A 21,085-nucleotide genomic window follows, 5' to 3' on the forward strand; every position below is an offset into this window, starting at 1 on the left:
GCCGATCGGTGGCGTGTCGTCATCGAATTCGAACAAAGGTTCGGGCTACGCTTCCACCCGACGTTGTCCACAGGCGTGCGCCGGTCGTGCCTCGGTGTCGGTGCGACGGGTTAGCGTTCAAGGTGTGAAGCGAACACCACAGACCGGCAAGGCGGCAGGCATGGCAGGACAGGATCGCGAGAAGGCGTTGGAGAACGCCCTCGCCCAAATTGAACGACAGTTCGGGAAGGGTTCGGTGATGCGTCTCGGCGACGAGGCGCGTGCACCGATCGAGGTGATTCCCACCGGCTCGATCGCGCTCGACGTGGCACTGGGCATCGGTGGCCTCCCGCGCGGTCGCGTCGTGGAGGTCTACGGCCCGGAAGGCTCCGGCAAGACGAGCCTCGCGCTGCACGCGATCGCGAGTGTGCAGCGGGCCGGCGGCATCGCGGCGATCGTCGACGCCGAGCACGCGCTCGACCCCGACTACGCGAAGAAGCTCGGCGTCGACACCGACGCCCTGCTGGTCTCGCAGCCGGACACCGGCGAGCAGGCGCTGGAGATCGTCGACATGCTGACCCGCTCGGGCGCGGTCGACATCATCGTCATCGACTCGGTGGCGGCGCTCGTGCCGCGTGCGGAGATCGAGGGCGAGATGGGCGACTCGCACGTCGGCCTCCAGGCCCGACTGATGAGCCAGGCGCTCCGCAAGATCACCGGTGCGCTCAACCAGACGAACACCACCGCGCTGTTCATCAACCAGCTGCGCGAGAAGATCGGCGTGATGTTCGGCTCGCCGGAGACCACGACCGGTGGTCGGGCGCTGAAGTTCTACGCCTCCGTGCGCCTGGACATCCGGCGGATCGAGACGCTCAAGGACGGCACCGAGGCGGTCGGCAACCGCACCCGGGTCAAGGTGGTCAAGAACAAGCTGGCCTCGCCGTTCAAGCAGGCCGAGTTCGACATCCTCTACGGCATCGGGATCAGCCGCGAGGGCGGCCTGATCGACATGGGCGTCGAGCACGGCTTCGTGCGCAAGTCCGGCGCCTGGTACACGTACGAGGGCGACCAGCTCGGTCAGGGCAAGGAGAACGCGCGGAAGTTCCTCAAGGACAACCCCGACCTCTCCGACGAGATCGAGAAGAAGATCAAGGAGAAGCTCGGGGTCGGCCCGCGGGTCGACGTGCCGGCGGAAGCGGAACCCGAGGAGGGCTGAGCTCGTGGGTCGCCCTGCCGGCGAGTGGTCGAACACGTGGGGGGACGGATCCGAGGCCGGACCCGTCTCCCCGCCGGTCGACCCCGCCGAACTGCGGGCCGCGCTGGAGGCGGTCGCGGCACGAACCGCGACGGGTGATCGGGCCGAGCGCGGCGGTGCCCGGCGCCGCACCGCAGGCCGATCCGGCCCGACGCGACGCGACGCGCAGGAGCGCGAAGCGGGCGACCGGGAGGCGAGGGACGACGGCTCGGGGGCCGACGTCCACGAAGCGCGTGAGCGGACCGCCGGTCGGCGGTCCGAGGGTGGTCGGGCCAAACGGGACCGGCGCGAGCGGGCCGGGACTCGGGGCCGGGCCCGCCGGGACACGGACGACGAGGGCATCGAGGGCGCCGACACGGCTCCCGAACCGCTCGCCGATCCGGAGGCCACCGCGCGCGCGATCTGCCTGCGCCTGTTGACCGGGCGCGCGCGCACCCGGGCCCAACTGGCGGACGCGCTGCGTCGCCGGGAGGTGCCCGACGAGGTGGCGGAATACGTGCTGGGCCGATTCACCGACGTGGGACTCATCGACGACACCGCCTTCGCGGGCGCGTGGGTCGACACCAGACACACCGGCAAGGGGCTGGCCCGGCGCGCGCTGGCCCGGGAGCTGCGCCAACGCGGTGTGGACGCGGTCGTGGTGGACGAGGCGGTCGCCCGACTCGACCCCGAACAGGAGCTGGAGACGGCTCGGGCCCTGGTGGCCCGCCGATTGCCGGGCACGCGCGGCCTGGACCGGGACAAGCGCATCCGCAGGTTGGCGGGCATGCTCGCGCGCAAGGGATACGGCGAGGGACTGGCCGTTCGCGTGGTCCGGGACGCACTGGACGACGAGGCTGCGGCCGACGAGGCCGGCGACGCGGACGAGACCCCGTGGCGAGCCTGGGACGGGCCGGTCTGAGCCGGTCCTCGGGACCGGTCCGGGGTGACCGTCACCAGGATCCGCCGGACAGGGCCTAGCCTGGGAGGGTTGTCCGAGCCGTCGGGCCGCCACAAGCGCGTCCCTCGGCGCGTCCACGTCCCAGCCGTCCGCTTGAAGGGCCATCCGCCTTGGCGATCAGTGTGTTCGACATGTTCTCGATCGGGATCGGCCCGTCGAGCTCCCACACGGTGGGTCCCATGCGCGCCGCGCGGATGTTCGCGCAGCGCCTCAAGAGCGAGGGCGTCCTGGACCGGGTCGCCTCCGTCCGGGTCGAGCTCTACGGCTCCCTGGGCGCGACCGGCCACGGACACGGCACACCGCGCGCGGTGCTGCTCGGCCTGGAGGGCTACTCGCCACGCACCGTCGACCCGGAGGAGGTCGAGCCGGAACTGGCGCGCATCCGCGAGTCGGGGATGTTGCGACTGCTCGGCGTGCAGGACATCGCCTTCGACGGCGACCGGGACCTGGTGCTGCACCGTCGCAAGTCGCTGCCGTACCACGCCAACGGGATGACCGCGTGGGCGCGCGACGAGGACGGCACCGAGCTGCTCACCAAGACCTACTACTCGGTCGGCGGCGGCTTCGTGGTGGACGAGGACGCGGTGGGGGCGGATCGGGTCAAGCCCGACGACACCGTGCTGCGCCACCCGTTCCGCACCGGCGACGAGTTGTTGCGGCTGACCCGGGAGACCGGCCTGTCGGTGTCCGCGCTGATGCTGGAGAACGAGAAGGCGTGGCGCACCGAGCCGGAGATCCGCGCCGAACTGCTGGAGATCTGGCAGGTGATGCGCGCGTGCGTGCAGCGCGGCCTGGCCACCGAGGGCATCCTGCCCGGTGGGCTCAAGGTGCGCCGCCGCGCCTCACGGACCGCCCGTACGCTGCGCGCCGAGGGAGACCGACCCACGCACGCGATGGAGTGGGTCACCCTGTGGGCGATGGCGGTCAACGAGGAGAACGCCGCCGGCGGTCGGGTGGTCACCGCGCCCACCAACGGCGCCGCCGGGATCATCCCGGCCGTCCTGCACCACTACGTGGCCACCGTCCCGGGGGCGGACGAGGACGGCATCGTGCGCTTCCTGCTCGCCGCGGGCGCGATCGGCATGTTGTTCAAGGAGAACGCGTCGATCTCCGGTGCCGAGGTCGGCTGCCAGGGCGAGGTGGGTTCGGCCTGCGCGATGGCCGCCGGCGGCCTGGCGGAGGTGCTGGGCGGCACCCCGGAACAGGTGGAGAACGCCGCCGAGATCGGCATGGAGCACAACCTCGGGCTCACCTGCGACCCGGTCGGCGGCCTGGTGCAGATCCCGTGCATCGAGCGCAACGGCATGGCCGGCGTCAAGGCGGTCACCGCCGCCCGGATGGCCCTGCGCGGCGACGGCCGGCACCACGTCTCGCTGGACAAGGTCATCAAGACCATGAAGGAGACCGGCGCGGACATGAAGACCAAGTACAAGGAGACCGCCCGCGGCGGCCTCGCGGTCAACATCATCGAGTGCTGAGCGTCGCCCGCCGGGATGCGCGGCGGTGGTGCGCACTCTCCGACATCGGTGACGCACGTGCCGGCGGCGCGTTGATGTTCCCGGCGGGACACGTGAGGTGTGCTCCCGGAATCGAAGGGTAGGCATGCGCCCGTGAACGACGAGAGCGGTCCCCTCCTGGTGCAGGTGTCGGCGGTCGGAGCCGGTCATACGTTGGTGACCGTGCACGGCGAGATCGACATGGACAGCGGCCCGATTCTGGACGATGCGCTGAGCCGACAGGTCTCGGCCGGCCTGAACCGGCTGTTGCTGGATCTGTCCTCGGTCGGCTTCATCGACTCCTTCGGCCTGCGGATCCTGGTCCGGGCCGAGCGGCGGGCCCGCGAGGCCGGCGGTTCCCTGCAGCTGATCGCGCCGACCCGGGCGGTCGCGCGGGTGCTGCGGCTGACCGGCTTCACCCTGATGGTGGCCGTGCACGACACCGTGCAGGAGGCGCTGGCCGCGCAGGACAGCCCGGCCGGGCTCGACTAGGCAGGTCCGGCGGACAGGACCAGGCGCACTGTGCCTGATCAAAAACACCAAGAATCATGATCAAAATCCGGCGCAGGGGTGGCCGGATTCGATCATGCACGCCACACTTGGAATGTTCGCGCGCCGGATGTTTCTGCTGTCGCCCGAAGGCCGTGGACCTGTGGCCGTCCCGCCGAGCGCAAGCCCGACGGGACGGCCGCCGCATGTCCGGCGGCGATGCGGGCGAGGTGACGCGGGGCGGAGTGAGGCGGCCCCGCGCCCCGGTCAGACCAGCGTGCGCTTGAGGAACCGCGCCATGGTCGAGCGATACTCGCGGGCCTCGGGCAGCAGCGCGGTGAGTTCGCCCGCGCCGTGTACGAAGCCGTCCCAGCGCTTGGCCTCGACCGGGACGCCGGCCGCCTCCAACTGCTTCGCGTACGCCTCGCCCTCGTCGCGCAGCGGGTCGTACTCGCCGGTGAGCACCAGCGCGGCGGGCAGGCCGGCGAGGTCCTCGGCGTGCAGCGGCGACGCGAGCGGATCGGTGCGCTCGCTGCGCGGGCTGGTCAGGTACAGCTGGACGGCCTCCTCCAGCGCCTCGCGAGTGAGCAGGTAGCCCTCGCCGTTCTCCGACACGGACGGCCGGGAGAGGGTCAGGTCCAGGATCGGAGCGTCCAGCACCTGGGCCAGCGGGGTCGGCTGGCGGCGGTCGCGCAGCATGATCGAGCAGGCCGCGGCCAGGTTGCCGCCCGCGCCCGTGCCGCCGATGGCCACCTTGTCCGCGTTGATGCCCAGCTGGAAGGCGCGCTCCTGCACCCAGATCCACGCGGCGTACGCGTCCTCCAGGGGCCACGGGAACTTCAGCTCGGGCGCCAGGCGATACTCGACCGAGATCACCACGGCGCCGCTCTCGGCGGCCATGTGCGCGCAGTGACCGTCGAACCGGTCCACCGCGCCGAGCCACCACGCGCCGTCGTGCAGGTACACGTAGCCTGGGCGACCGCCCTTGGGAGCGGGTCCGGCCGGCGTGTACACGCGGGCGGTGATCTTGCCCGGCTCGGGCTCCTTCACCGTGATGTTCACATCCCGCGTCGTCACATCTTCCGGCGCGGGCTCGGCGAACGCGAGGATGGACGACTCCAGGGCTTTGTTCGACGCGGCACGGCGCTCCGCCAAGGGCAGGTCGGCCAACAGGGGCGGCGCGGCGGCGACAGCGTCGAGGATCGGCTGGATCTGCGGTGCGACGGGCATGCGACTCCTCCGAACGGATTACGAAGCAGCACAGTAGAACTTCGCGCCCGGAGTTGACAGAGCGTCAGACTCCGAGTGCGTGACATAGACCACACAGAAAGCGCGCGAAGGGCGTCAACCGTGCCAGTTGCCCCCGGCGTTGAATAAACGGAACCCACTGAGGAGTACGTGTTGACCGTCATCGACGAGCCCCGGATACCGGGCGCGCCGACGTCCACCCCGGGCCGAGGTGCCCCCGACGAGCACTCGTCGGGGGCCCTGTCGTTCGCGGAGCGCGGCTTCCGGTTGTTGTGGCCGCCGCTGGCGGTGTACGCCGGTACCGCGGTGCTCCAACTGCTGGTGCTCTCGTGGATGATTCCGCCGGGCGGCCCGAGTCTGCGTGACCGGCTGCTGCAGTGGGACGCGCACTGGTACGTGGACGTCGCCGCGCACGGCTACCCGGACAGCTTCACGTACACCCCCGAGGGCGACCTCACCGGCAATACGCTCGCGTTCTTCCCGCTGTATCCGGGCCTGGTCCGGATCGTGCACTACCTCACCGGCACCGACTTCGAGACGGCCGGCCTGATCGCCGGACACCTGGCCACCGCCGCCGCACTGTGTGTGCTGTACGTGTTCATGAAGCGCCTGTACGACCGGCGCGCGGCGCTCGTGATGACCGTGCTCGTGGGCGGCGCGCAGCCGATGGGCGTGGTCTTCTCGATGGCCTACAGCGAGACGCTGTTCCTGGCGCTCGCGGTGGGCACGCTGCTGGCGGCGCACCGACGGGCCTGGCTGACCGCGGGCCTGCTCGCCTGCCTGACCAGCATCACCCGGCCGGCGGGCATCGCGGCGATCGCCGCGTTGGGGGTGGCCGCGCTGTTGGAGATGTGGCAGCACCGGCGGCTCGTGTACCGCCCGATCGCGGCGTGTGTGATCGCGTGCCTGGGCATGCCGCTCTACCTGCTGTGGGTGGGCACCCGGCTCGGCGAGATCGATGCCTGGTTCACCATCCAGGACGCCGGCTGGGGCACCAGGTGGGACAACGGCGAGGCGGTCCGGCACTTCCTGACCGACACGCTGCGCAACGGCGACCAGTGGATAGCGGTCAGCACGGCGGTGTTGATCATCGCGGCCGTGATCGGTTCGCTGGTCGCGCTGAACCGACGGATCTGGCCGCCGCTGGCGGTGTACGGCCTGTCGATCCTGGTGATGACGCTGTGCCAGAGCAACTACTACCACTCGAAGCTGCGGCTGATGATCCCCACGCTGCTGTTCTTCGTCCCCCTGGCGACGGTGCTGGCGCGGGCGCGCACGCGTACGGCGGTGCTCGTGCTGAGCGGGATGTGCCTGTTCGGCATGTGGTACGGCGCGTACATGCTCACCACCTGGCACTACGGGATCTGACGTCCGCCGTCCTCGACCGCTCGGGTGGGCCGAGAATCGGCCCACCCGAGCGGTCGAGGACGAGGCGGTTCCGGGCGCCTCGTCAGTGCCCCGCCCCGCGGGCGCGGTCGATGGCCTCCTCGAGGATGTCCAGGTGCTCGGGGGGCAGGTGTGCCGCTATGTAGCCGTCCGGGCGGATCAGCAGGATCGTGTGCGCGCCGGCGCCGGGGTACTCGGGGGTGACCACCAACTCGGCCGGCGCGGCGAGCTTGTCCAGCCGGGCCCGCAGCCGGGGCATCAGGCCCGCCTCGCGCCAGCGGTCGCCGTGCCACACCTGTATGCCGGGGGCGATCAACAGCACGACCAACCCGCGGTCCAGGCATTCGGTCAGCCACCCGTCGGCGCCGTCCGCGCGGACCACGGGTACGTCCCGGATCCACTCGCCGACCCCGGGGCCGGGGGTGAGCAGCGGCGAGCCGTTGTAGTCGGGGCCGGACGTGCTCGCGGCCGGACCGCGCGGGTCCAGCCGGCGCAGCGTGGTGCCCTTGCCGCGTGCGCCCATCAGGGTCAGCCGGCGGCCCACCTTCTGTGCCGGGCTCGCCGGAGCCAGGAAGTGCAGCGCGTCCTCGCCCAGCGCCAACCGGCGCCGGGCCGCCCCCCGGCGCTCGCCGTGGTAGGTCTCCAGGAGCCGGATCGGGGCGTAGCCGCGCAGCGTGAAGGCCAGCTTCCAGGCCAGGTTTCGGACATCCTGGAGACCGAGTTCGACCGCGTCCGCGGCGGACGGGTGGACCAGGTGCGCGGCGTCCCCGGCGAGCAGCACCCGGCCGACCCGGAAGCGGCGGGCCAGTCGCTGGTGCACCTCGTACTCGCCGCTCCACAACAGGTCGTGCGCGGGATCCTCGGCCGAGTCCGAGTCGGGGGAGAGCGCGTCCAGGGTGCGCAGCACCGACCGCACCTTGGCGGAGACCCGCTTGGGATCGGCCAGGTCGCCGGTCACCGGGATCACCCGGGTCTCCTCGGCGGCCTTGGCCACTCCGTGCGCCATCGGGAGCTGCCAGGTCAGTCGCCACACGTCGTCGGGCAGCGGCTGGGCGAGCACGGTGCCGCCCTTGTGGAACGGCGGGTCCACGAACAGCCACGGGGTGGCCGGCCCGCCGGTGTCGGGGGTCGGGGGCTCGTCGGCCAGCGAGGGATCCGGGGGCACCAGCGACGTCGCGGTGATCCGGCGCGGCAGCCGTACCTTGACGTCCGCGCACAACAGTCGGTCCACCCGCGGGCGGCCGGGAAAGCGCACGTTCACCGCGCGCCGGACCACCGAGCGGGACCCGTCGCAGCCGAGCAGCCACTGCGCGCGCCACTTGACCGGGCCGCCCGGGCCGCGGGCGAGCAGGGTGACCGAGGTCTCGTCCTGTTCGACTCCCTCGATCCGGTGCCGCCACGCGGTGGTCACCAGCGGACTGGCGTGCACGGCGTCCAACAGGGCGCGTTCCAGGCGCTGCTGGGAGAGTCCGTAGCGGACCGGTGCCTCGGGCTCGTCGACCGGCTGCGGTACGTCGCGGGTGCGCCGGCGGATCCGCTGCACGCCCCACGGCTCGGCGGCGCCGTCGAGGCGGGTGCCGGTCAGGTCGTAGACGAAGGCCAGCGTCGCGCCGTCCAACGCACACGCGCGCGAGCCGGCCCGCGGCGTGCCGTTGCCCGAGTCCACCACCACCGAACGTACCCCGCGCCCGGCCAGGGCCAGGGCGGCGGCCAAACCGGCGGGCCCGGCGCCCGCGATGATCACCGAGTCCGCGCGCGGAGCATTGCCCGCCATCGTGGCCCCCCAAGTGTTGCAAGACGTGTCGTACTCGTCGCCCATCATCCGGCACCGGGACCCCGTCACGACAAAGCGACGCCCCGCGGGTGGCGTTCACCGCGGGGCGTCGGTCGTCGGTGCTGCGGGTGGGGCGGTGGGACGGGCGAGTCAGACCCCGGCGCCGTCCAGGGCCAGGACGGCCGGTTGCGGCTCGACGGCCGGCGGCTTGCCCTTGCGCGAGGTGCGCAGCCTGCGCTCCAGCCACGTGGCGAAGGCCGACAGGATCATGCACATCGCGACGTAGATCGAGCCGACGATGATCGTCACCGGGATGAACGGCATGTGGTAGTCCTGGTAACCACCGATCAGCTTGGCCGCCGCGAGCAGCTCCGGGTAGGTGATCAGGAAGCCGAGCGAGGTGTCCTTGAGGGTCACCACGATCTGGCTGATGATCGTCGGGAGCATGGTGCGGATGCCCTGCGGGACCAGGATCATCGTCATCACCTGGGTCTTGCGCATGCCCAGCGCGTAGGCCGCCTCGCTCTGCCCCTTGGGGACGGCGAGGATGCCCGCGCGGATGTTCTCCGCCTGCACGGTGCCGTTGTAGATGGTCAGGCCGACCACCAGCGGCCACATCGGATCCCACTTCCACCAGCCCTGGCTGCCCGGGACGAGGTAGAGCATGAAGATCAGCACCAGCAGCGGCATCGCGCGGAAGAAGGTCACGAACGTGGTCGAGGCCCAGCGCACGATCTTGTGATCGGAGAGCCGGCCGGCGGCCAGGAAGGCGCCGAGCACGATCGAGAACACCGCGGCCAGCGCGAACGCCTTCAAGGTGGCCTTGAGGCCGTCGAGGATGAACTGCTGGACGCCCGTGTACTGGAACGGGTCCCACTTGGTCGACTCGAACTGACCGGTGTCCTCGAACCGCATGATCACGAAGACGAAGAAGGCGGCCAGAGCCAGGGTGCCGAGCACGCCGATGATCAGGTTGCGCCGACGTGCCTTCGGGCCCGGGACGTCGAACAGCACGCTCGCTTCGCGGCTCATCGGACCACCGCCAGCTTCTTCTCCAGCGCGGCGAGGAGCGCGCTCATGGTCAGGGTGATGATCAGGTAGCCGATCGCGATCCACACCAGGACCCACAACGACTTGTAGCCGTTCTCGATCATCGTCGCGCTGGTGCCCATGAGCTCGGTGGTGTTGAAGGCGCTGGCGATGGCCGAGTTGCGGACCATCGCGATCAGCAGGCTGCCGATCGGCGGGACCGCCGCCCGACCGGCCTGCGGCAGCACGATCTGGCCCAGCGTCTGGGTGAAGGACATGCCCAGGCTGCGGGCGGCCTCGGCCTGGCCGATCGGGACGGTGTTGATGCCCGAGCGGATCGCCTCGCAGATGAAGGCGGCGGTGTACGTGCTCAGCGCGATGACCGCGAACTGGAAGAAGGAGAAGTTGAACCGCAGCTTGGGGAAACCGAGCGCGACGGCGAAGAAGATCAGCGTCAGGGGGGTGTTGCGGAAGAGATTGACGTATGCGGTGCCGAACCAGCGCAGGGGCGGCACCGGCGAGACCCGACACGCGGCTATCAGCGTGCCGAGCAGAAGCGACGCGATCCCACAGACGACGGTCAGCTTGAGCGTCCCGACGAAGCCGTCCTGCAAGAGATCCCAGTTGTCCTGGATCACTTCGAGCATCGTGATCGAGCCCTCCTCTCCGTGATCGTGGGTTCAGGGGTGGGTCGAGAGTCCGTTCCCCTGCTCACGTGCGGCGGGGACGGGAGGGGCCGAGCGCCGGCCGGTCCCGGGGGAGCCGGGACCGGCCGGCGCGCGACGTGCGACGGGTGCGACGAGGCGGGTCAGTAGCGGACGAGCGCCGGGATGGCCGGGGCGGCCGAGCCGGACAGGCCGAGCGTGGCGTCGTACGCCTTCTTCCAGTCGCCGTTCTTCTCGTGCGCCTCCAGGGCGTCGCTGACCGCGTTGCGGAACACCGCATCGTCCTTGTTCAGGCCGACGCCGTACTTCTCCTCGGTGAACGGGTCGCCGACCACCTTGAGCGCGCCCGGGTCCTTGGCCGCGTAGCCCTTGAGGATCGCGTCGTCGGTGGAGACCGCGTCGACCTGGTTGGAGAGCAGGTTCTCCACACACAGCGAGTAGGTGTCGAACACCCGGGTGGTGGTGTCGGGGAACTTGGTCTGCAGGTTCTGCAGCGGGGTGGAGCCCTTGGCGGAGCACACCGTCTTGCCCTTGATGGTGTCCTTGCCGGTGATCGCGCTCTCGTTCTTGCGCACCAGCAGGGACTGGCCGGCGATGTAGTACGGACCGGCGAAGGACACCTGCTCCTTGCGCTTGTCGGTGATGCTGTAGGTGCCGACGTAGTAGTCGATGTCACCGTTGACCAGCGCGTTCTCCCGGTTGGTCGACGCGATCGCCTTGAACTCGATCTTGTCCGGGCCGAAGCCGAGGTCGGCCGCGATCATCTTGGCGATCTCGATGTCGAAGCCGGAGTACTTGCCGGTGGCCGGGTCCTTGGAGCCGAGGAAGGGCTGGTCCTCCTTGGCGCCGACGATCAGCTTGCCGCGCTTCTTGGCGTTGTCGAAGGTCTTCGAACCGGTGAGTGCCGCGTCCGCCTTGGGCGTGTAGCTCGGCAGCTCGGGCTTGGCGGCACCGGGCGCGCCGGGCGCACCCTGCGAACCACCGGTGGTGCCGCCCGGCGTCTTGGCCTCCGGCGAACCGTCCTTGCCGCACGCGGTACCGAACAGGGCGAGCACGGCGATGCCGGCGACGGCCACGGATGAGCGCATCTTCATGATCAACGTCCTTGAGTGAAAGAGGAGAGCGGCCTGACTACAGACGAACCGCGTGGTGCGAAGCGTGAGTTGCGCGATCGGGCGCACTAGGGCCTGTCTTCGATCCCCCGTCGGGCTCCGCGGCGTCCGGTGCCGTGCATCGGCGTGCCGGCGAAGCGCCTGCATAGTGCTTCTATTCGGGTGGTTCGCCGGGGCGGCGAGGTGCGGTGCCGGGCCGCGTGGTGCTCGGCGGGGGATCGAAGACAGGCCCTAGGGGCGCCCGAACCGGCTCAGTGATGCAGGATCTTGGAGAGGAAGTCCCGAGCACGGTCGCTGCGCGGGTTGCTGAAGAATTCGTCGGGCGTGTTCTCCTCGACGATGCGGCCGTCGGCCATGAAGATCACCCGGTTCGCGGCGGAGCGCGCGAAGCCCATCTCGTGGGTCACCACGACCATCGTCATGCCGTCGCGGGCCAGGTCGCGCATGACCTCCAGGACCTCGTTGATCATCTCCGGGTCGAGCGCCGAGGTGGGCTCGTCGAAGAGCATCACCTTGGGCTCCATGGCCAGCGCCCGGGCGATCGCCACGCGCTGCTGCTGACCACCGGAGAGTTGGGCCGGGTACTTGTCCGCCTGGCTGCCCACGCCGACCCGATCCAGCAGTTCGTGCGCCCTGCGGGTGACCACTTCGGCCTTCTCGCGGCGGACCTTGAGCGGGCCCAGTGTCACGTTCTGGAGCACGGTCTTGTGCGCGAACAGGTTGAACGACTGGAACACCATGCCGACGTCCGAGCGCAGGCGGGCGAGCTCGCGGCCCTCCTGGGGGAGCAGGTTCCCGTCGATGGTGATCCGGCCGCCGTCGATCGCCTCCAGCCGGTTGATCGTGCGGCACAGCGTCGACTTTCCCGATCCGGAGGGACCGATGACGACGACGACCTCGCCCTTGTGGATCGTCAGGTCGATGTCCTGCAACACGTGCAGGGCGCCGAAGTGCTTGTTGACGTTCTCCAACACGACGAGGGGCTCGCCGGGGTGCGCGTCCTTGCCGGCGTCGCGCTTGGTGAGCACCGGCGGCTTCGGTGCGATGTCAGAGGCATCCGTCGTCACGATGGCGGGCTCCGTCCAGAGTCGTCCCGTATCTTTTTGCGCGACCGGGTGGCAGGTGGGTTCGAGAGTCTCCCGGCGAGGCCGGGTGGTGCGTGACACTAAGGCAGGCAGCACCCCCCCAGTCAGTGCACTTGAGCTTGTCTTGAGGTCAAGAGTCGGTAACGGACCGTCAGATGTGAGGAACCACGTGCGCCTCCTGCTCGTCGAGGATGATCTGCGAGTCGCCGCGCCGCTACGCGCGGTTCTGGGTCGGCACGGTTTCACCGTGCGGCACGCCACGACCGGCGAGGAAGCCCTCGCCGCGCTCGACGACGTGCCCGACGTGGTACTCCTCGACCTGTCGCTGCCCGACCACGACGGCTTCGAGGTGTGCAGTCGGATCCGCCGGTTGTGCGACGTCCCGGTGATCATGGTCACCGCGCGCGCGGACATCCGCTCGCGCATACACGGGCTGAACCTGGGTGCCGACGACTACGTCACCAAGCCCTACGACATCGGCGAACTGCTGGCCCGCATACACGCGGTGAGCAGACGTACGCGCAGCGACGCACCGGTCGCGGAGAGTGTGCCGGCGGCCAAGGGGCCGAGCGGCATCGAGTTGGACCCGGCCACCCGGCGGGTCACCGTCGGCGGCGCCGACGTGGTGCTCACCCGCAAGGAGTTCGACCTGCTCGCCCTGCTGGCGCAGCGCCCGGGCGTGGTCTTCCGGCGCGAACAGATCATCAGCGAGGTCTGGCACACCAGCTGGGCGGGCAACAACCGCACCCTGGAGGTGCACGTCGCCTCGTTGCGCTCCAAGCTCGGCAATCCGGCGATCGTCGAGACGGTGCGCGGCGTGGGCTACCGTGTCGTTCCCGAGGCCTGATCCCACCGGCTTCCCGACGGATCGTCACCGGCTCCTGTGCGTACCCGCCTGCTCGCCTTGCTCCTCGCCCTGATGACCGCGGTGCTGATCGCGCTCGGCATCCCGTTGGCGATCTCCCGCGCGTCCGCACATCAGCAGGAGCTGATCCGGGACCGCGTGGACGATCTCACCCGCTTCGTTTCGGACACCCAGTTGACCGTGGTCTCGGACACGCTGCGCGCGCAGACCGACGCCGGGCAACCACCCGGTCCGGACGCCGCGGACCTGGACATGCTGCGCTCCGAACTGGAGCGCTACGAGGACGTCTACGGCATCCGGGTCGGCGCCTTCGACCGGCGCGGGCAGCCGATCGCCGTGTCGCATCCGGGATTTCGGGTCGACCCGCGCTCGCCGGCGTTCACCGAGGCGCTCGCCGGGCGGCGCAGCGACGACCCCGGGCAGGTCTGGCCCTGGCAGCGCGATCGCATCGTGGTGGCGGTCCCGGTGATCCACCGCGGCGATGTGGTCGCGGTCGTGCTGACCGACTCGCCGACCGGCCGGATGCGGTCGAAGATCCAACGGGTGTGGCTGATTCTGGTCGCCGGCGAGGTGGTCGCGGTGCTGGCCGCGCTGTTGCTGGCGACCCGGCTCACCGGCTGGGTGCTGCGTCCGGTCCGAGTGCTCGACTCGGTGACCCACGAGATCGCCACCGGCCGGCTCGGCGCACGCGTGGCCGGCGCCCAGGGGCCGCCGGAACTGCGGCGGTTGGCAAGGTCGTTCAACGAGATGGCGGATCACGTGGAGACCGTCGTGGACCAGCAGCGGGCGTTCGCCGCGGACGCCTCGCACCAACTGCGCAACCCGCTGTCCGCACTGCTGCTGCGGATCGAGGAACTGGGCCTGTCGCTGCCGCCGGGCCACGGCGAGACGCTGGACGGCGTGCGCGACGAGGGCCGGCGGCTCACCCACGTGCTGGACGAACTCCTGGAGCTGGCGCTGGCGGAGAACGCCCGCCCGTCCGCGCGGGCCGTGGACGTGGCGGCCCTGGTGCACGAACGGGTGGACGCCTGGCAGACGTTGGCCCGCAGCCGCGGTCGCCGGTTCGAGCAGGAGGGCCCACTCGCGCTGACCGGCAACGTGGACCCGGTCACCCTGGGCAGCGCGCTCGACGCGATCCTGGACAACGCGCTCAAGTTCGCCCCCGAGGACACCACGATCACGGTGGGGTGCTCGGCGGTGGGCAGCCAGGTGGAGATCCGGGTCAGCGACCGCGGCCCGGGGCTCACCTTCGAGGAGATGCGCCGGGTGGGCGACCGGTTCTGGCGCAGCCCGCGGCATCAGAACGTGGACGGCTCGGGCCTGGGCCTGTCGATCGCCCGCACGCTGCTCGCCGCGAGCGGTGGCACGATCGCCTTCGCCGCGCGCGAGGGCGGCGGGCTGACCGTCACGTTGACCGTGCCCAGGGCCGACTGAGCCGCGCGCCGACGCGGGAACGGCACGGCGGTCGCCGACACCCGCGCTATTCGGCCACCCGGCACTGCGGCGCGCGCGGCTGCGGCAGGCCCAGCGGGCGCAGCCGCACGTCGTAGGCGCGCTGCCAGTCGCCGTTGGCGATGTGCCGGTTCAGCGCCCCGCACACCGCGTCCGCGAGGGCGACGTCGCCCTTGCTCAGGCCCACGCCGTACGGCTCGTCCGAGAACGGCCGGCCCAGGATCCGCAACGTGCCCGGGTACTGGGCGACGAAGCCGGACAAAATCGCGTCGTCGGTGCTGACCCCGCGCACGTTCTTGGCCAACAACTCGTCCACGCACTCCGAGTACTTGCCGCGCTCCTGGACCTTCATGGTCGGGAACTCGGTGCGGATGCGGTTCGCCGACGTCGACTCGCGCACCACGCACACCGCGCTGTCGGCAAGGTCCTCGGGGCCGTTGACGTCCGTCTCGTCCGCGCGGACCAGGAAGTCCTGACCGGCGATGAAGTACGGCCCGGCGAAGGAGACCTTCTGCGACCGGGCGGCGTTGATGGTGTAGCTGGCCACGACCAGGTCCACCTGACCGCTGGTGATCCGGTACTCGCGGTTCTGCGTCTCCACGTCCATGAACGTGATCCGGTCCTTGAACCCGAGATCGTCCGCGATCATCCGCGCGACGTCGTCGTCGAAGCCCTGATACGCCTGCTCGCCGGTGCGCACGCTCCAGCCGGGCTGGTCCGGTTTGACCCCGATGATGATCCGGCCCCGGGACACCATCTCCCGGTAGGTCGGCGAGTTCTTGCGCAGGTTGGCGAGCGGGTCGGGGGCGTGCGTGCCGCCCTCGGCCCGGTTGTTCTCCACCGTGAGCCAGGACGCGCCCACCGCGACCAACAGGAACGCCAGGGCGGCGGGCAGCGCGATCCGGGTGCGCCGCCACCACCGGGCCCGGCCCGCGGGGCGGGTGGGCGGTTCGTCGGGCGGGCCCTCGCCCGCGTAGGTGGCCTCGACGTCCTCGTCCGGCTCGCGCCGGGGCAGCGGGTCGCCGCCCCAGGTCACCGGCACCGAGTCCTGCACCACCCGGGTGAGCAGCGCGTCGGTCTCCTTGGCGTCCAGCCGGCGAAGCGGATCCTTGCGCAACAGGCCCATGATCACCGGCTCCAGCGGCCCCGCGTGCCGAGGCGGTGCGGGCGGCGCGTTCACCACCGCGTCCACGACCTCCACGGGGGAGGAGCGACGAAACGGCGCGAGACCCTCGACCATCTCGTACAGCGTCGCGCCCAGCGACCACAGGTCGGAGGCCGGATCCAGCGCGCCCGGCCCGTCGGCGAGGGTGTGCTCGCTCGATCCGTTGTCGGTGAGCACGCCGGCCCGGCCGCGGGAGAACTGTTCCGCCCGCTCGGGGGCGAGATAGCCCGGGGTGCCGAGCAGTTCGCCGAACTGGGTCACCTGCGGCGCATCGGCGAAGGTGGCGATGCCGAAGTCGGTGAGCACCACCCGGCCGTCGGTGCCCAGGAGCACGTTCGCCGGTTTCACGTCACGGTGCAGCACACCCTTGGCATGCGCGGCGCGCAGTGCCCGCAGCACGTCCAGACCGATCCGGGCCGCCTCGGCATGGTCGAGTCGACCCTCCGCGCGGATCACGTCGGCCAGCGAGCGCGAGATCACCAATTCCATGACGATCCACGGCAAACCGTCCTCTTCGAAGACGTCGTGCACCGTCACCACGTTCTCGTGGCGGATGCGGGCCGCGGCGATCGCCTCGCGCTTGCTGCGCTCCAGCCAGGACCGCTGCGAGCCCGCGTCCAGGGACTTCGGCAGCAGCAACTCCTTGACCGCGACCTCGCGGCCGAGGGCGGTGTCCACGGCCAGCCAGACCTCGCCCATGCCGCCCCGGCCGAGACTGCGGCTGAGGCGGTAACGATTGTTCAGTATTCGGCCGATCTCCCCCTCGGACACCGCGGTCGCACCCTCCTCCCGAGCAAGCGGGCCTCCCTGACCATGTGTGCGGCCTTCCCCCCGGTCGGCTCACAGCGTCGGTTCGGGGACCGCGCACGGTCTGGCCTACAAGCTCAGAGCGTAGATGTCGGTCCCGAACACGATGACACGAACCCAGCATGTGCCATCGGAGCCGCTTCGCGCGACGCCCTTGGCATCACGATCTGTCCGATCAGGGTTTCACCGATCGGTACCACCGCTGGGCGCCCGTGTGCAGCGGCAGCGGATCGGTGAAGATCGCCGTCCTGGGATCGACCAACTGGGCCGCGTGCACCTCGCGTCCGATCGCCTCCCGGTTCTCCATCACCGTCTCGGTCACCCGCCTGATCAGCTCCGCATCCTGCGAGGCGCGGGTGACGAGCAGGTTCGGCACCGCGATGGTGGGCGTCTCGGTGCCACCGGGATAGGCGTCCGCGGGCACCACCGCCTCGCGGTACACCGGCCCGTAGCGATCGCGCAGCTTCCCTGCCAGGTCGCCGAGTTGGACCAGGCGCAGCGACCAGTGCTCGGCCAGGTCGGAGACCGCGCCGGTGGGCAGCCCGCCGGACCAGAAGAACGCGTCCACCGTGCCGTCGCGCAGCCGCTGGGTGGCCTCCCCGATGCCGATCCGGACCGGGGTGATGGCCCGCTCCATGTCGCCCATGCCCACCTCGCTCAGCAGCCGGCGGGTGATCAGCTCCACGCCCGACCCGGGCAGCCCCACCACCACCCGGCGCCCGCGCAGGTCGGTGATCTTCTGCACCGGCGAACCGACCGGCACCACCAGTTGCACGTAGTCGTCGTACAACCGGGCCACCGCCCGCAGCCGGTCGCGATCGCCCGGCCCGACGTCGGCCACCGCGTCGGCGGTGGCGATGCCGAAGGTGTCGACGCCATCGATCACCCGACGCAGGTTCTCCACCGACCCGCCGCTGGAGTTCACCGTGACCTTGACGTCGAGGTCCGTGGACAACCGCGGCCGCAACAATTCGCCGTAGCGGTGGTACACCCCGGTCGGCACCCCGGTGGCCAACGAGACCGGCCCGCGCGGGGTGGTCCGGTCGTCCCGCGAGAACACCAGGTAGCCGCCGACCAGGCACAACAGCACGAGCGCGACCAGCCCGGCCCGGACCGCGCGGGGTCGGCGCGCCAGGGCGTCGCGCAGGGAAACGGGGAGGAACGACAAGGAGGGCACGGCGGCGATATTGCCATGGAGGTCGGCCACACACCCGGGGAAGCAAACCCCGTACCCTGTCGGGTGTTATGACTGCGCGAAGCTATGAGGTCCGCACCTACGGGTGCCAGATGAACGTCCACGACTCCGAGCGGCTGTCCGGTCTGCTGGAGGACGCGGGGTATGTCCGCGCGCCCAAGGGGGAGTCGGCCGACGTGGTCGTCTTCAACACGTGCGCCGTCCGGGAGAACGCGGACAACAAGCTGTACGGGAACCTGGGCCACCTCGCGCCCGCGAAGGCCGAACGCCCCGGCATGCAGATCGCGGTCGGCGGCTGCCTCGCGCAAAAGGACCGGGACACCATCGTGCGCAAGGCGCCGTGGGTGGACGTGGTCTTCGGCACGCACAACGTGGGCTCGCTGCCGGTGCTCCTGGAGCGGGCCCGGATCGAGCAGGAGGCCCAGGTCGAGATCCTGGAGTCGCTCGACGTCTTCCCCTCCACGCTGCCCACCCGGCGCGAGTCGGCGTACGCGGCGTGGGTGGCCATCTCGGTGGGCTGCAACAACACCTGCACGTTCTGCATCGTGCCCGCGCTGCGCGGCAAGGAGAAGGACCGCCGGCCCGGCGACGTGCTCGCCGAGATCGAGACGCTGGTCGCCGAGGGCGTGATCGAGGTCACCCTGCTCGGCCAGAATGTGAACGCGTACGGCTCGGACATGGGCGATCGCGAAGCGTTCTCCAAGCTGCTCCGCTCGTGCGGCCGGATCCAGGGCCTGGAGCGGGTGCGCTTCACCTCGCCGCACCCGCGCGACTTCACCGACGACGTGATCGCGGCGATGGCCGAGACGCCGAACGTGATGCACCAGCTGCACATGCCGCTCCAGTCCGGCTCGGACACGATGTTGCGCGCGATGCGCCGCTCCTACCGGCAGGACAAGTACCTCGGGATCATCGAGCGGGTCCGGGCGGCCATGCCGGACGCGGCGATCTCCACCGACATCATCGTCGGCTTCCCCGGGGAGACCGACGAGGACTTCGAACAGACCCTGCACACGGTGCGCGAGGCCCGGTTCGCCGCCGCCTTCACGTTCCAGTACTCCAAGCGCCCGGGCACGCCGGCGGCCACGATGGACGGCCAGGTGCCCAAGGAGGTCGTGACCGAGCGCTACCAGCGGCTGCTCGCGCTCCAGGAGGAGATCTCCTGGGCGGAGAACCGCACCCAGGTCGGCCGCACCCTGGAGGTGCTGGTCGCCGAGGGCGAGGGGCGCAAGGACCACGACACCGCGCGGTTGTCCGGGCGGGCCCCGGACAACCGCCTCGTGCACTTCGAGCGCCCCGCCGACGGCGTGCGGCCCGGCGACATGGTCTCGGTCGAGATCACCTACGCCGCGCCGCATCACCTGCTCGCGGAGAAGCCGACCCTGGCGATCCGGCGCACCCCCGCGGGCGACGCCTGGGAGCGTCGCAACGCGGCCCCCGCGGCCAAGCCCGGCGTACTGCTGGGCATGCCGCAGATCGGCGCTCCCGCGACCCCGGCGGCGCCGACCGGGGTCGCCTGCTGCGACTGAGCGGCGCTCAGGTCACGTTCCACCCGAGCAGGACCGGCTGTTCGCGCTCGTAGCCGAGGGTGGACAGCCGGGCCGTCTCCAGCCGGAACAGTCGGCCGTCCTCGGGCGGCAGGCCCAGCCAGCGGGCGGTCAACACCCGGAGCAGGTGGCCGTGTGCGACGAGCACCGCGTCCTCGCCGCGCTCCAGCACCGGCCGCACCCGGTCCAGCACCCGGTCCACCCGGCGACCCACGTCCGCGACCGACTCGCCCGGATGCGCGGCGTCACCGGGAATGACCCCGTCCCGCCACAGGGACCAGCCCGGGACGGTCCTGCGGATCTCGTCGGTGGTGATGCCCTCGTAGCCGCCGTAGTCCCACTCGACCAGATCCGGTTCGAGCCGCCCGCCGGTGATCCCGGCCAGCTCCGCGGTGTGCCGGGCCCTGGTCAGCGGGCTGATCAGGGCGAGCCCGAACCCGCGCCCGGCCAACAGGTCCGCCACCGCCTTGGCCTGGGCCTCGCCGTCGGGCGTCAGCGGGATGTCGGTCAACCCCGTGTGCCGCCCGGACCTGCTCCATTCGGTCTCGCCATGTCGCACCAACATCAGTTCTCGCATGTGATCCATCCCATCACGCGCGTCGGGAGGCGTCGCGGCGGCCACTTAGTACTCTCCCTGAATGCTCGTAGCCGCCGCGGTAGTCCCGTGCCCCCCGATGATCGTGCCCGAGCTGGCCCGCGGGGCCGCAGCGGAGTTGCACGCGCTGCGCGCGGCGTGCGATCAGGCGCTGGCCGCGCTGGCCGAGGCGGCCCCGGACCGGTTGGTCGTCCTGGGCGCGGGCGACGCGGACGCGATGCTGGAGGCCGGGGGGACCGGCTCGTTCGCGCCGTACGGGCTCGACCTGGAGGTCGCCCTCGGAGCGGGTGCCGCGCAGCCGCTGTCGCCCGCGCTGACCGTCGGCGCCTGGCTGCTCGGCCGCTCGCCGTGGGCCGCCGACCGGATCTTGGCGGGAACCGCGCCGAGCCCGGTGACCGGCGCGGTGATCGCCGCGGACGCCGACCCGGCGCGCTGTGCGGCCCGGGGCGCCGAACTGGTCGCGGGCCCCGATCGGGTCGCGCTCCTGGTGGTCGGGGACGGGTCGGCGTGCCGGACCGAGAAGGCCCCCGGCTACCTCGACGCACGCGCCGAACCGTACGACCGCGCACTGGGCGCGGCGCTCGCGGACGCCGACGCGGACGCGCTCTCGGCGTTGGACCCGGCACTCGCGGAAGAGTTGTGGGTGGCCGGCCGACCCGCCCTCCAGGTGCTGGCCGGCGCGGCGGGCCCGGGTCGGCACGGCCGGCTGCTGTACGCCGAGGCGCCCTACGGCGTCGGCTACTTCGTGGCGCTCTGGTCCTGACCGGCGGCGGGCCCACGACGGTCGGGCCCGAACCCGAGAGCCAGGGCCGGGTGGGCCCCGAACCCGAAGGCCCGGAACACGAAAGCCCCGGGCACGAGCGTTTCCTCGCACACGCACGAAGCGGGGGGGGGGGGGGGGGGGGGGCCGGGGGGGGGGCGCCCCCCCGCGCCCCCCCCCCCGCGGCGGGGCGGCGCCCCGCCGGGCGGCGGGCGGCGGGCCGCGCGCCGCCGCGGCGGGC

The 21,085-nt window shown here is 71.3% G+C and carries 18 protein-coding genes; 9 read left to right on the forward strand and 9 right to left on the reverse strand.

The genetic code is table 11. The features are described 5' to 3' along the window. Positions 1–160 precede the first annotated feature (160 nt). The 4 genes from recA (at position 161) to ACFZBU_RS02575 (ending at position 4,162) form a co-directional block, all read left to right on the forward strand. Positions 161–1,195: a recombinase RecA gene (recA, locus tag ACFZBU_RS02560; RefSeq protein WP_391581600.1), complete on the forward strand. Its 1,035-nt coding sequence runs from the start codon at positions 161–163 to the stop codon at positions 1,193–1,195. Between the two features lie 4 nt (positions 1,196–1,199). After that, the gene (locus ACFZBU_RS02565; protein ID WP_391581601.1) at positions 1,200–2,135 is read left to right on the forward strand and encodes a RecX family transcriptional regulator; all 936 of its coding nucleotides are present in this window, start codon (positions 1,200–1,202) and stop codon (positions 2,133–2,135) included. A gap of 149 nt (positions 2,136–2,284) precedes the next feature. Continuing rightward, entirely contained in the window at positions 2,285–3,652 is a 1,368-nt protein-coding gene (locus ACFZBU_RS02570; RefSeq protein ID WP_391581602.1) for an L-serine ammonia-lyase, read from the forward strand. 132 nt (positions 3,653–3,784) lie between these two features. Beyond that, positions 3,785–4,162 carry an STAS domain-containing protein gene (locus ACFZBU_RS02575; RefSeq protein ID WP_391581603.1) on the forward strand — a complete coding sequence of 126 codons (378 nt, stop codon included), beginning with the start codon at positions 3,785–3,787 and terminating at the stop codon, positions 4,160–4,162. Between the two features lie 264 nt (positions 4,163–4,426). Here ACFZBU_RS02575 and ACFZBU_RS02580 read toward each other — a convergent pair whose 3' ends face one another. Then, entirely contained in the window at positions 4,427–5,389 is a 963-nt protein-coding gene (locus tag ACFZBU_RS02580) for an alpha/beta hydrolase (protein ID WP_391581604.1), read from the reverse strand. Positions 5,390–5,557: 168 nt separating this feature from the next. Between ACFZBU_RS02580 and ACFZBU_RS02585 the strand changes: the two genes are divergently transcribed. Further along, positions 5,558–6,775, forward strand: coding sequence for a hypothetical protein (locus tag ACFZBU_RS02585; RefSeq protein WP_391581605.1), 1,218 nt, complete (start codon positions 5,558–5,560; stop codon positions 6,773–6,775). Between the two features lie 82 nt (positions 6,776–6,857). On the opposite strand, the gene ACFZBU_RS02590 is transcribed toward ACFZBU_RS02585, so the two are convergent. The 5 genes from ACFZBU_RS02590 to ACFZBU_RS02610 all read right to left on the reverse strand — a co-directional run bounded on the left by ACFZBU_RS02590 (position 6,858) and on the right by ACFZBU_RS02610 (position 12,401). Beyond that, on the reverse strand, positions 6,858–8,567 hold the full coding sequence (locus ACFZBU_RS02590; RefSeq protein WP_391581607.1) for an FAD-dependent monooxygenase: 1,710 nt from the start codon (positions 8,565–8,567) through the stop codon (positions 6,858–6,860). A 150-nt stretch (positions 8,568–8,717) separates the two neighbouring features. Further along, on the reverse strand, positions 8,718–9,599 hold the full coding sequence (locus tag ACFZBU_RS02595; RefSeq protein WP_391581608.1) for an amino acid ABC transporter permease: 882 nt from the start codon (positions 9,597–9,599) through the stop codon (positions 8,718–8,720). After that, a complete protein-coding gene (locus ACFZBU_RS02600) occupies positions 9,596–10,243 on the reverse strand; it encodes an amino acid ABC transporter permease (protein WP_391581609.1) in 648 nt (215 codons plus the stop codon). The genes ACFZBU_RS02595 and ACFZBU_RS02600 overlap by 4 nt, the downstream gene beginning before the upstream one ends. A gap of 161 nt (positions 10,244–10,404) precedes the next feature. Further along, on the reverse strand, positions 10,405–11,355 hold the full coding sequence (locus ACFZBU_RS02605; RefSeq protein WP_391581610.1) for a glutamate ABC transporter substrate-binding protein: 951 nt from the start codon (positions 11,353–11,355) through the stop codon (positions 10,405–10,407). Positions 11,356–11,624: 269 nt separating this feature from the next. Beyond that, entirely contained in the window at positions 11,625–12,401 is a 777-nt protein-coding gene (locus tag ACFZBU_RS02610; protein ID WP_391581789.1) for an amino acid ABC transporter ATP-binding protein, read from the reverse strand. A 226-nt stretch (positions 12,402–12,627) separates the two neighbouring features. On the opposite strand from ACFZBU_RS02610, the gene ACFZBU_RS02615 reads away from it, so the two are divergent. Together ACFZBU_RS02615 and ACFZBU_RS02620 are read left to right on the forward strand one after the other, a co-directional pair. Further along, positions 12,628–13,305: a response regulator transcription factor gene (locus ACFZBU_RS02615; protein WP_391581611.1), complete on the forward strand. Its 678-nt coding sequence runs from the start codon at positions 12,628–12,630 to the stop codon at positions 13,303–13,305. Positions 13,306–13,341: 36 nt separating this feature from the next. Beyond that, entirely contained in the window at positions 13,342–14,757 is a 1,416-nt protein-coding gene (locus ACFZBU_RS02620; protein ID WP_391581612.1) for an ATP-binding protein, read from the forward strand. 46 nt (positions 14,758–14,803) lie between these two features. Here the strand turns inward: ACFZBU_RS02620 and ACFZBU_RS02625 are convergent, their stop codons facing one another. Both ACFZBU_RS02625 and ACFZBU_RS02630 read right to left on the reverse strand, forming a co-directional pair. Beyond that, positions 14,804–16,711, reverse strand: a complete 1,908-nt coding sequence (locus tag ACFZBU_RS02625; RefSeq protein ID WP_391581613.1) for a bifunctional serine/threonine-protein kinase/glutamate ABC transporter substrate-binding protein — start codon at positions 16,709–16,711, stop codon at positions 14,804–14,806. Between the two features lie 211 nt (positions 16,712–16,922). Beyond that, positions 16,923–17,924, reverse strand: a complete 1,002-nt coding sequence (locus ACFZBU_RS02630; RefSeq protein WP_391581614.1) for a TAXI family TRAP transporter solute-binding subunit — start codon at positions 17,922–17,924, stop codon at positions 16,923–16,925. 68 nt (positions 17,925–17,992) lie between these two features. On the opposite strand from ACFZBU_RS02630, the gene miaB reads away from it, so the two are divergent. Then, positions 17,993–19,471, forward strand: a complete 1,479-nt coding sequence (gene miaB, locus ACFZBU_RS02635; RefSeq protein ID WP_391581615.1) for a tRNA (N6-isopentenyl adenosine(37)-C2)-methylthiotransferase MiaB — start codon at positions 17,993–17,995, stop codon at positions 19,469–19,471. 7 nt (positions 19,472–19,478) lie between these two features. Here the strand turns inward: miaB and ACFZBU_RS02640 are convergent, their stop codons facing one another. Continuing rightward, positions 19,479–20,066, reverse strand: a complete 588-nt coding sequence (locus ACFZBU_RS02640) for a histidine phosphatase family protein (protein ID WP_391581616.1) — start codon at positions 20,064–20,066, stop codon at positions 19,479–19,481. Between the two features lie 61 nt (positions 20,067–20,127). Between ACFZBU_RS02640 and ACFZBU_RS02645 the strand changes: the two genes are divergently transcribed. Further along, positions 20,128–20,847, forward strand: a complete 720-nt coding sequence (locus ACFZBU_RS02645; protein WP_391581617.1) for a hypothetical protein — start codon at positions 20,128–20,130, stop codon at positions 20,845–20,847. Positions 20,848–21,085 lie beyond the last annotated feature (238 nt).

Origin of the sequence: Embleya sp. NPDC008237 (assembly GCF_042956465.1) — a bacterium.
Classification (GTDB): Bacteria; Actinomycetota; Actinomycetes; order Streptomycetales; family Streptomycetaceae; genus Embleya.

Bases quoted from the DNA above. Each gene is read 5' to 3' on its own strand.
- ACFZBU_RS02590 (WP_391581607.1), bottom strand. From the start codon at position 8,567: ATGGCGGGCAATGCTCCGCGCGCGGACTCGGTGATCATCGCGGGCGCC.
- recA (WP_391581600.1), top strand. From the start codon at position 161: ATGGCAGGACAGGATCGCGAGAAGGCGTTGGAGAACGCCCTCGCCCAA.
- ACFZBU_RS02640 (WP_391581616.1), bottom strand. From the start codon at position 20,066: ATGCGAGAACTGATGTTGGTGCGACATGGCGAGACCGAATGGAGCAGG.
- ACFZBU_RS02580 (WP_391581604.1), bottom strand. From the start codon at position 5,389: ATGCCCGTCGCACCGCAGATCCAGCCGATCCTCGACGCTGTCGCCGCC.
- ACFZBU_RS02645 (WP_391581617.1), top strand. From the start codon at position 20,128: ATGCTCGTAGCCGCCGCGGTAGTCCCGTGCCCCCCGATGATCGTGCCC.
- ACFZBU_RS02600 (WP_391581609.1), bottom strand. From the start codon at position 10,243: ATGCTCGAAGTGATCCAGGACAACTGGGATCTCTTGCAGGACGGCTTC.
- ACFZBU_RS02605 (WP_391581610.1), bottom strand. From the start codon at position 11,355: ATGAAGATGCGCTCATCCGTGGCCGTCGCCGGCATCGCCGTGCTCGCC.
- miaB (WP_391581615.1), top strand. From the start codon at position 17,993: ATGACTGCGCGAAGCTATGAGGTCCGCACCTACGGGTGCCAGATGAAC.
- ACFZBU_RS02595 (WP_391581608.1), bottom strand. From the start codon at position 9,599: ATGAGCCGCGAAGCGAGCGTGCTGTTCGACGTCCCGGGCCCGAAGGCA.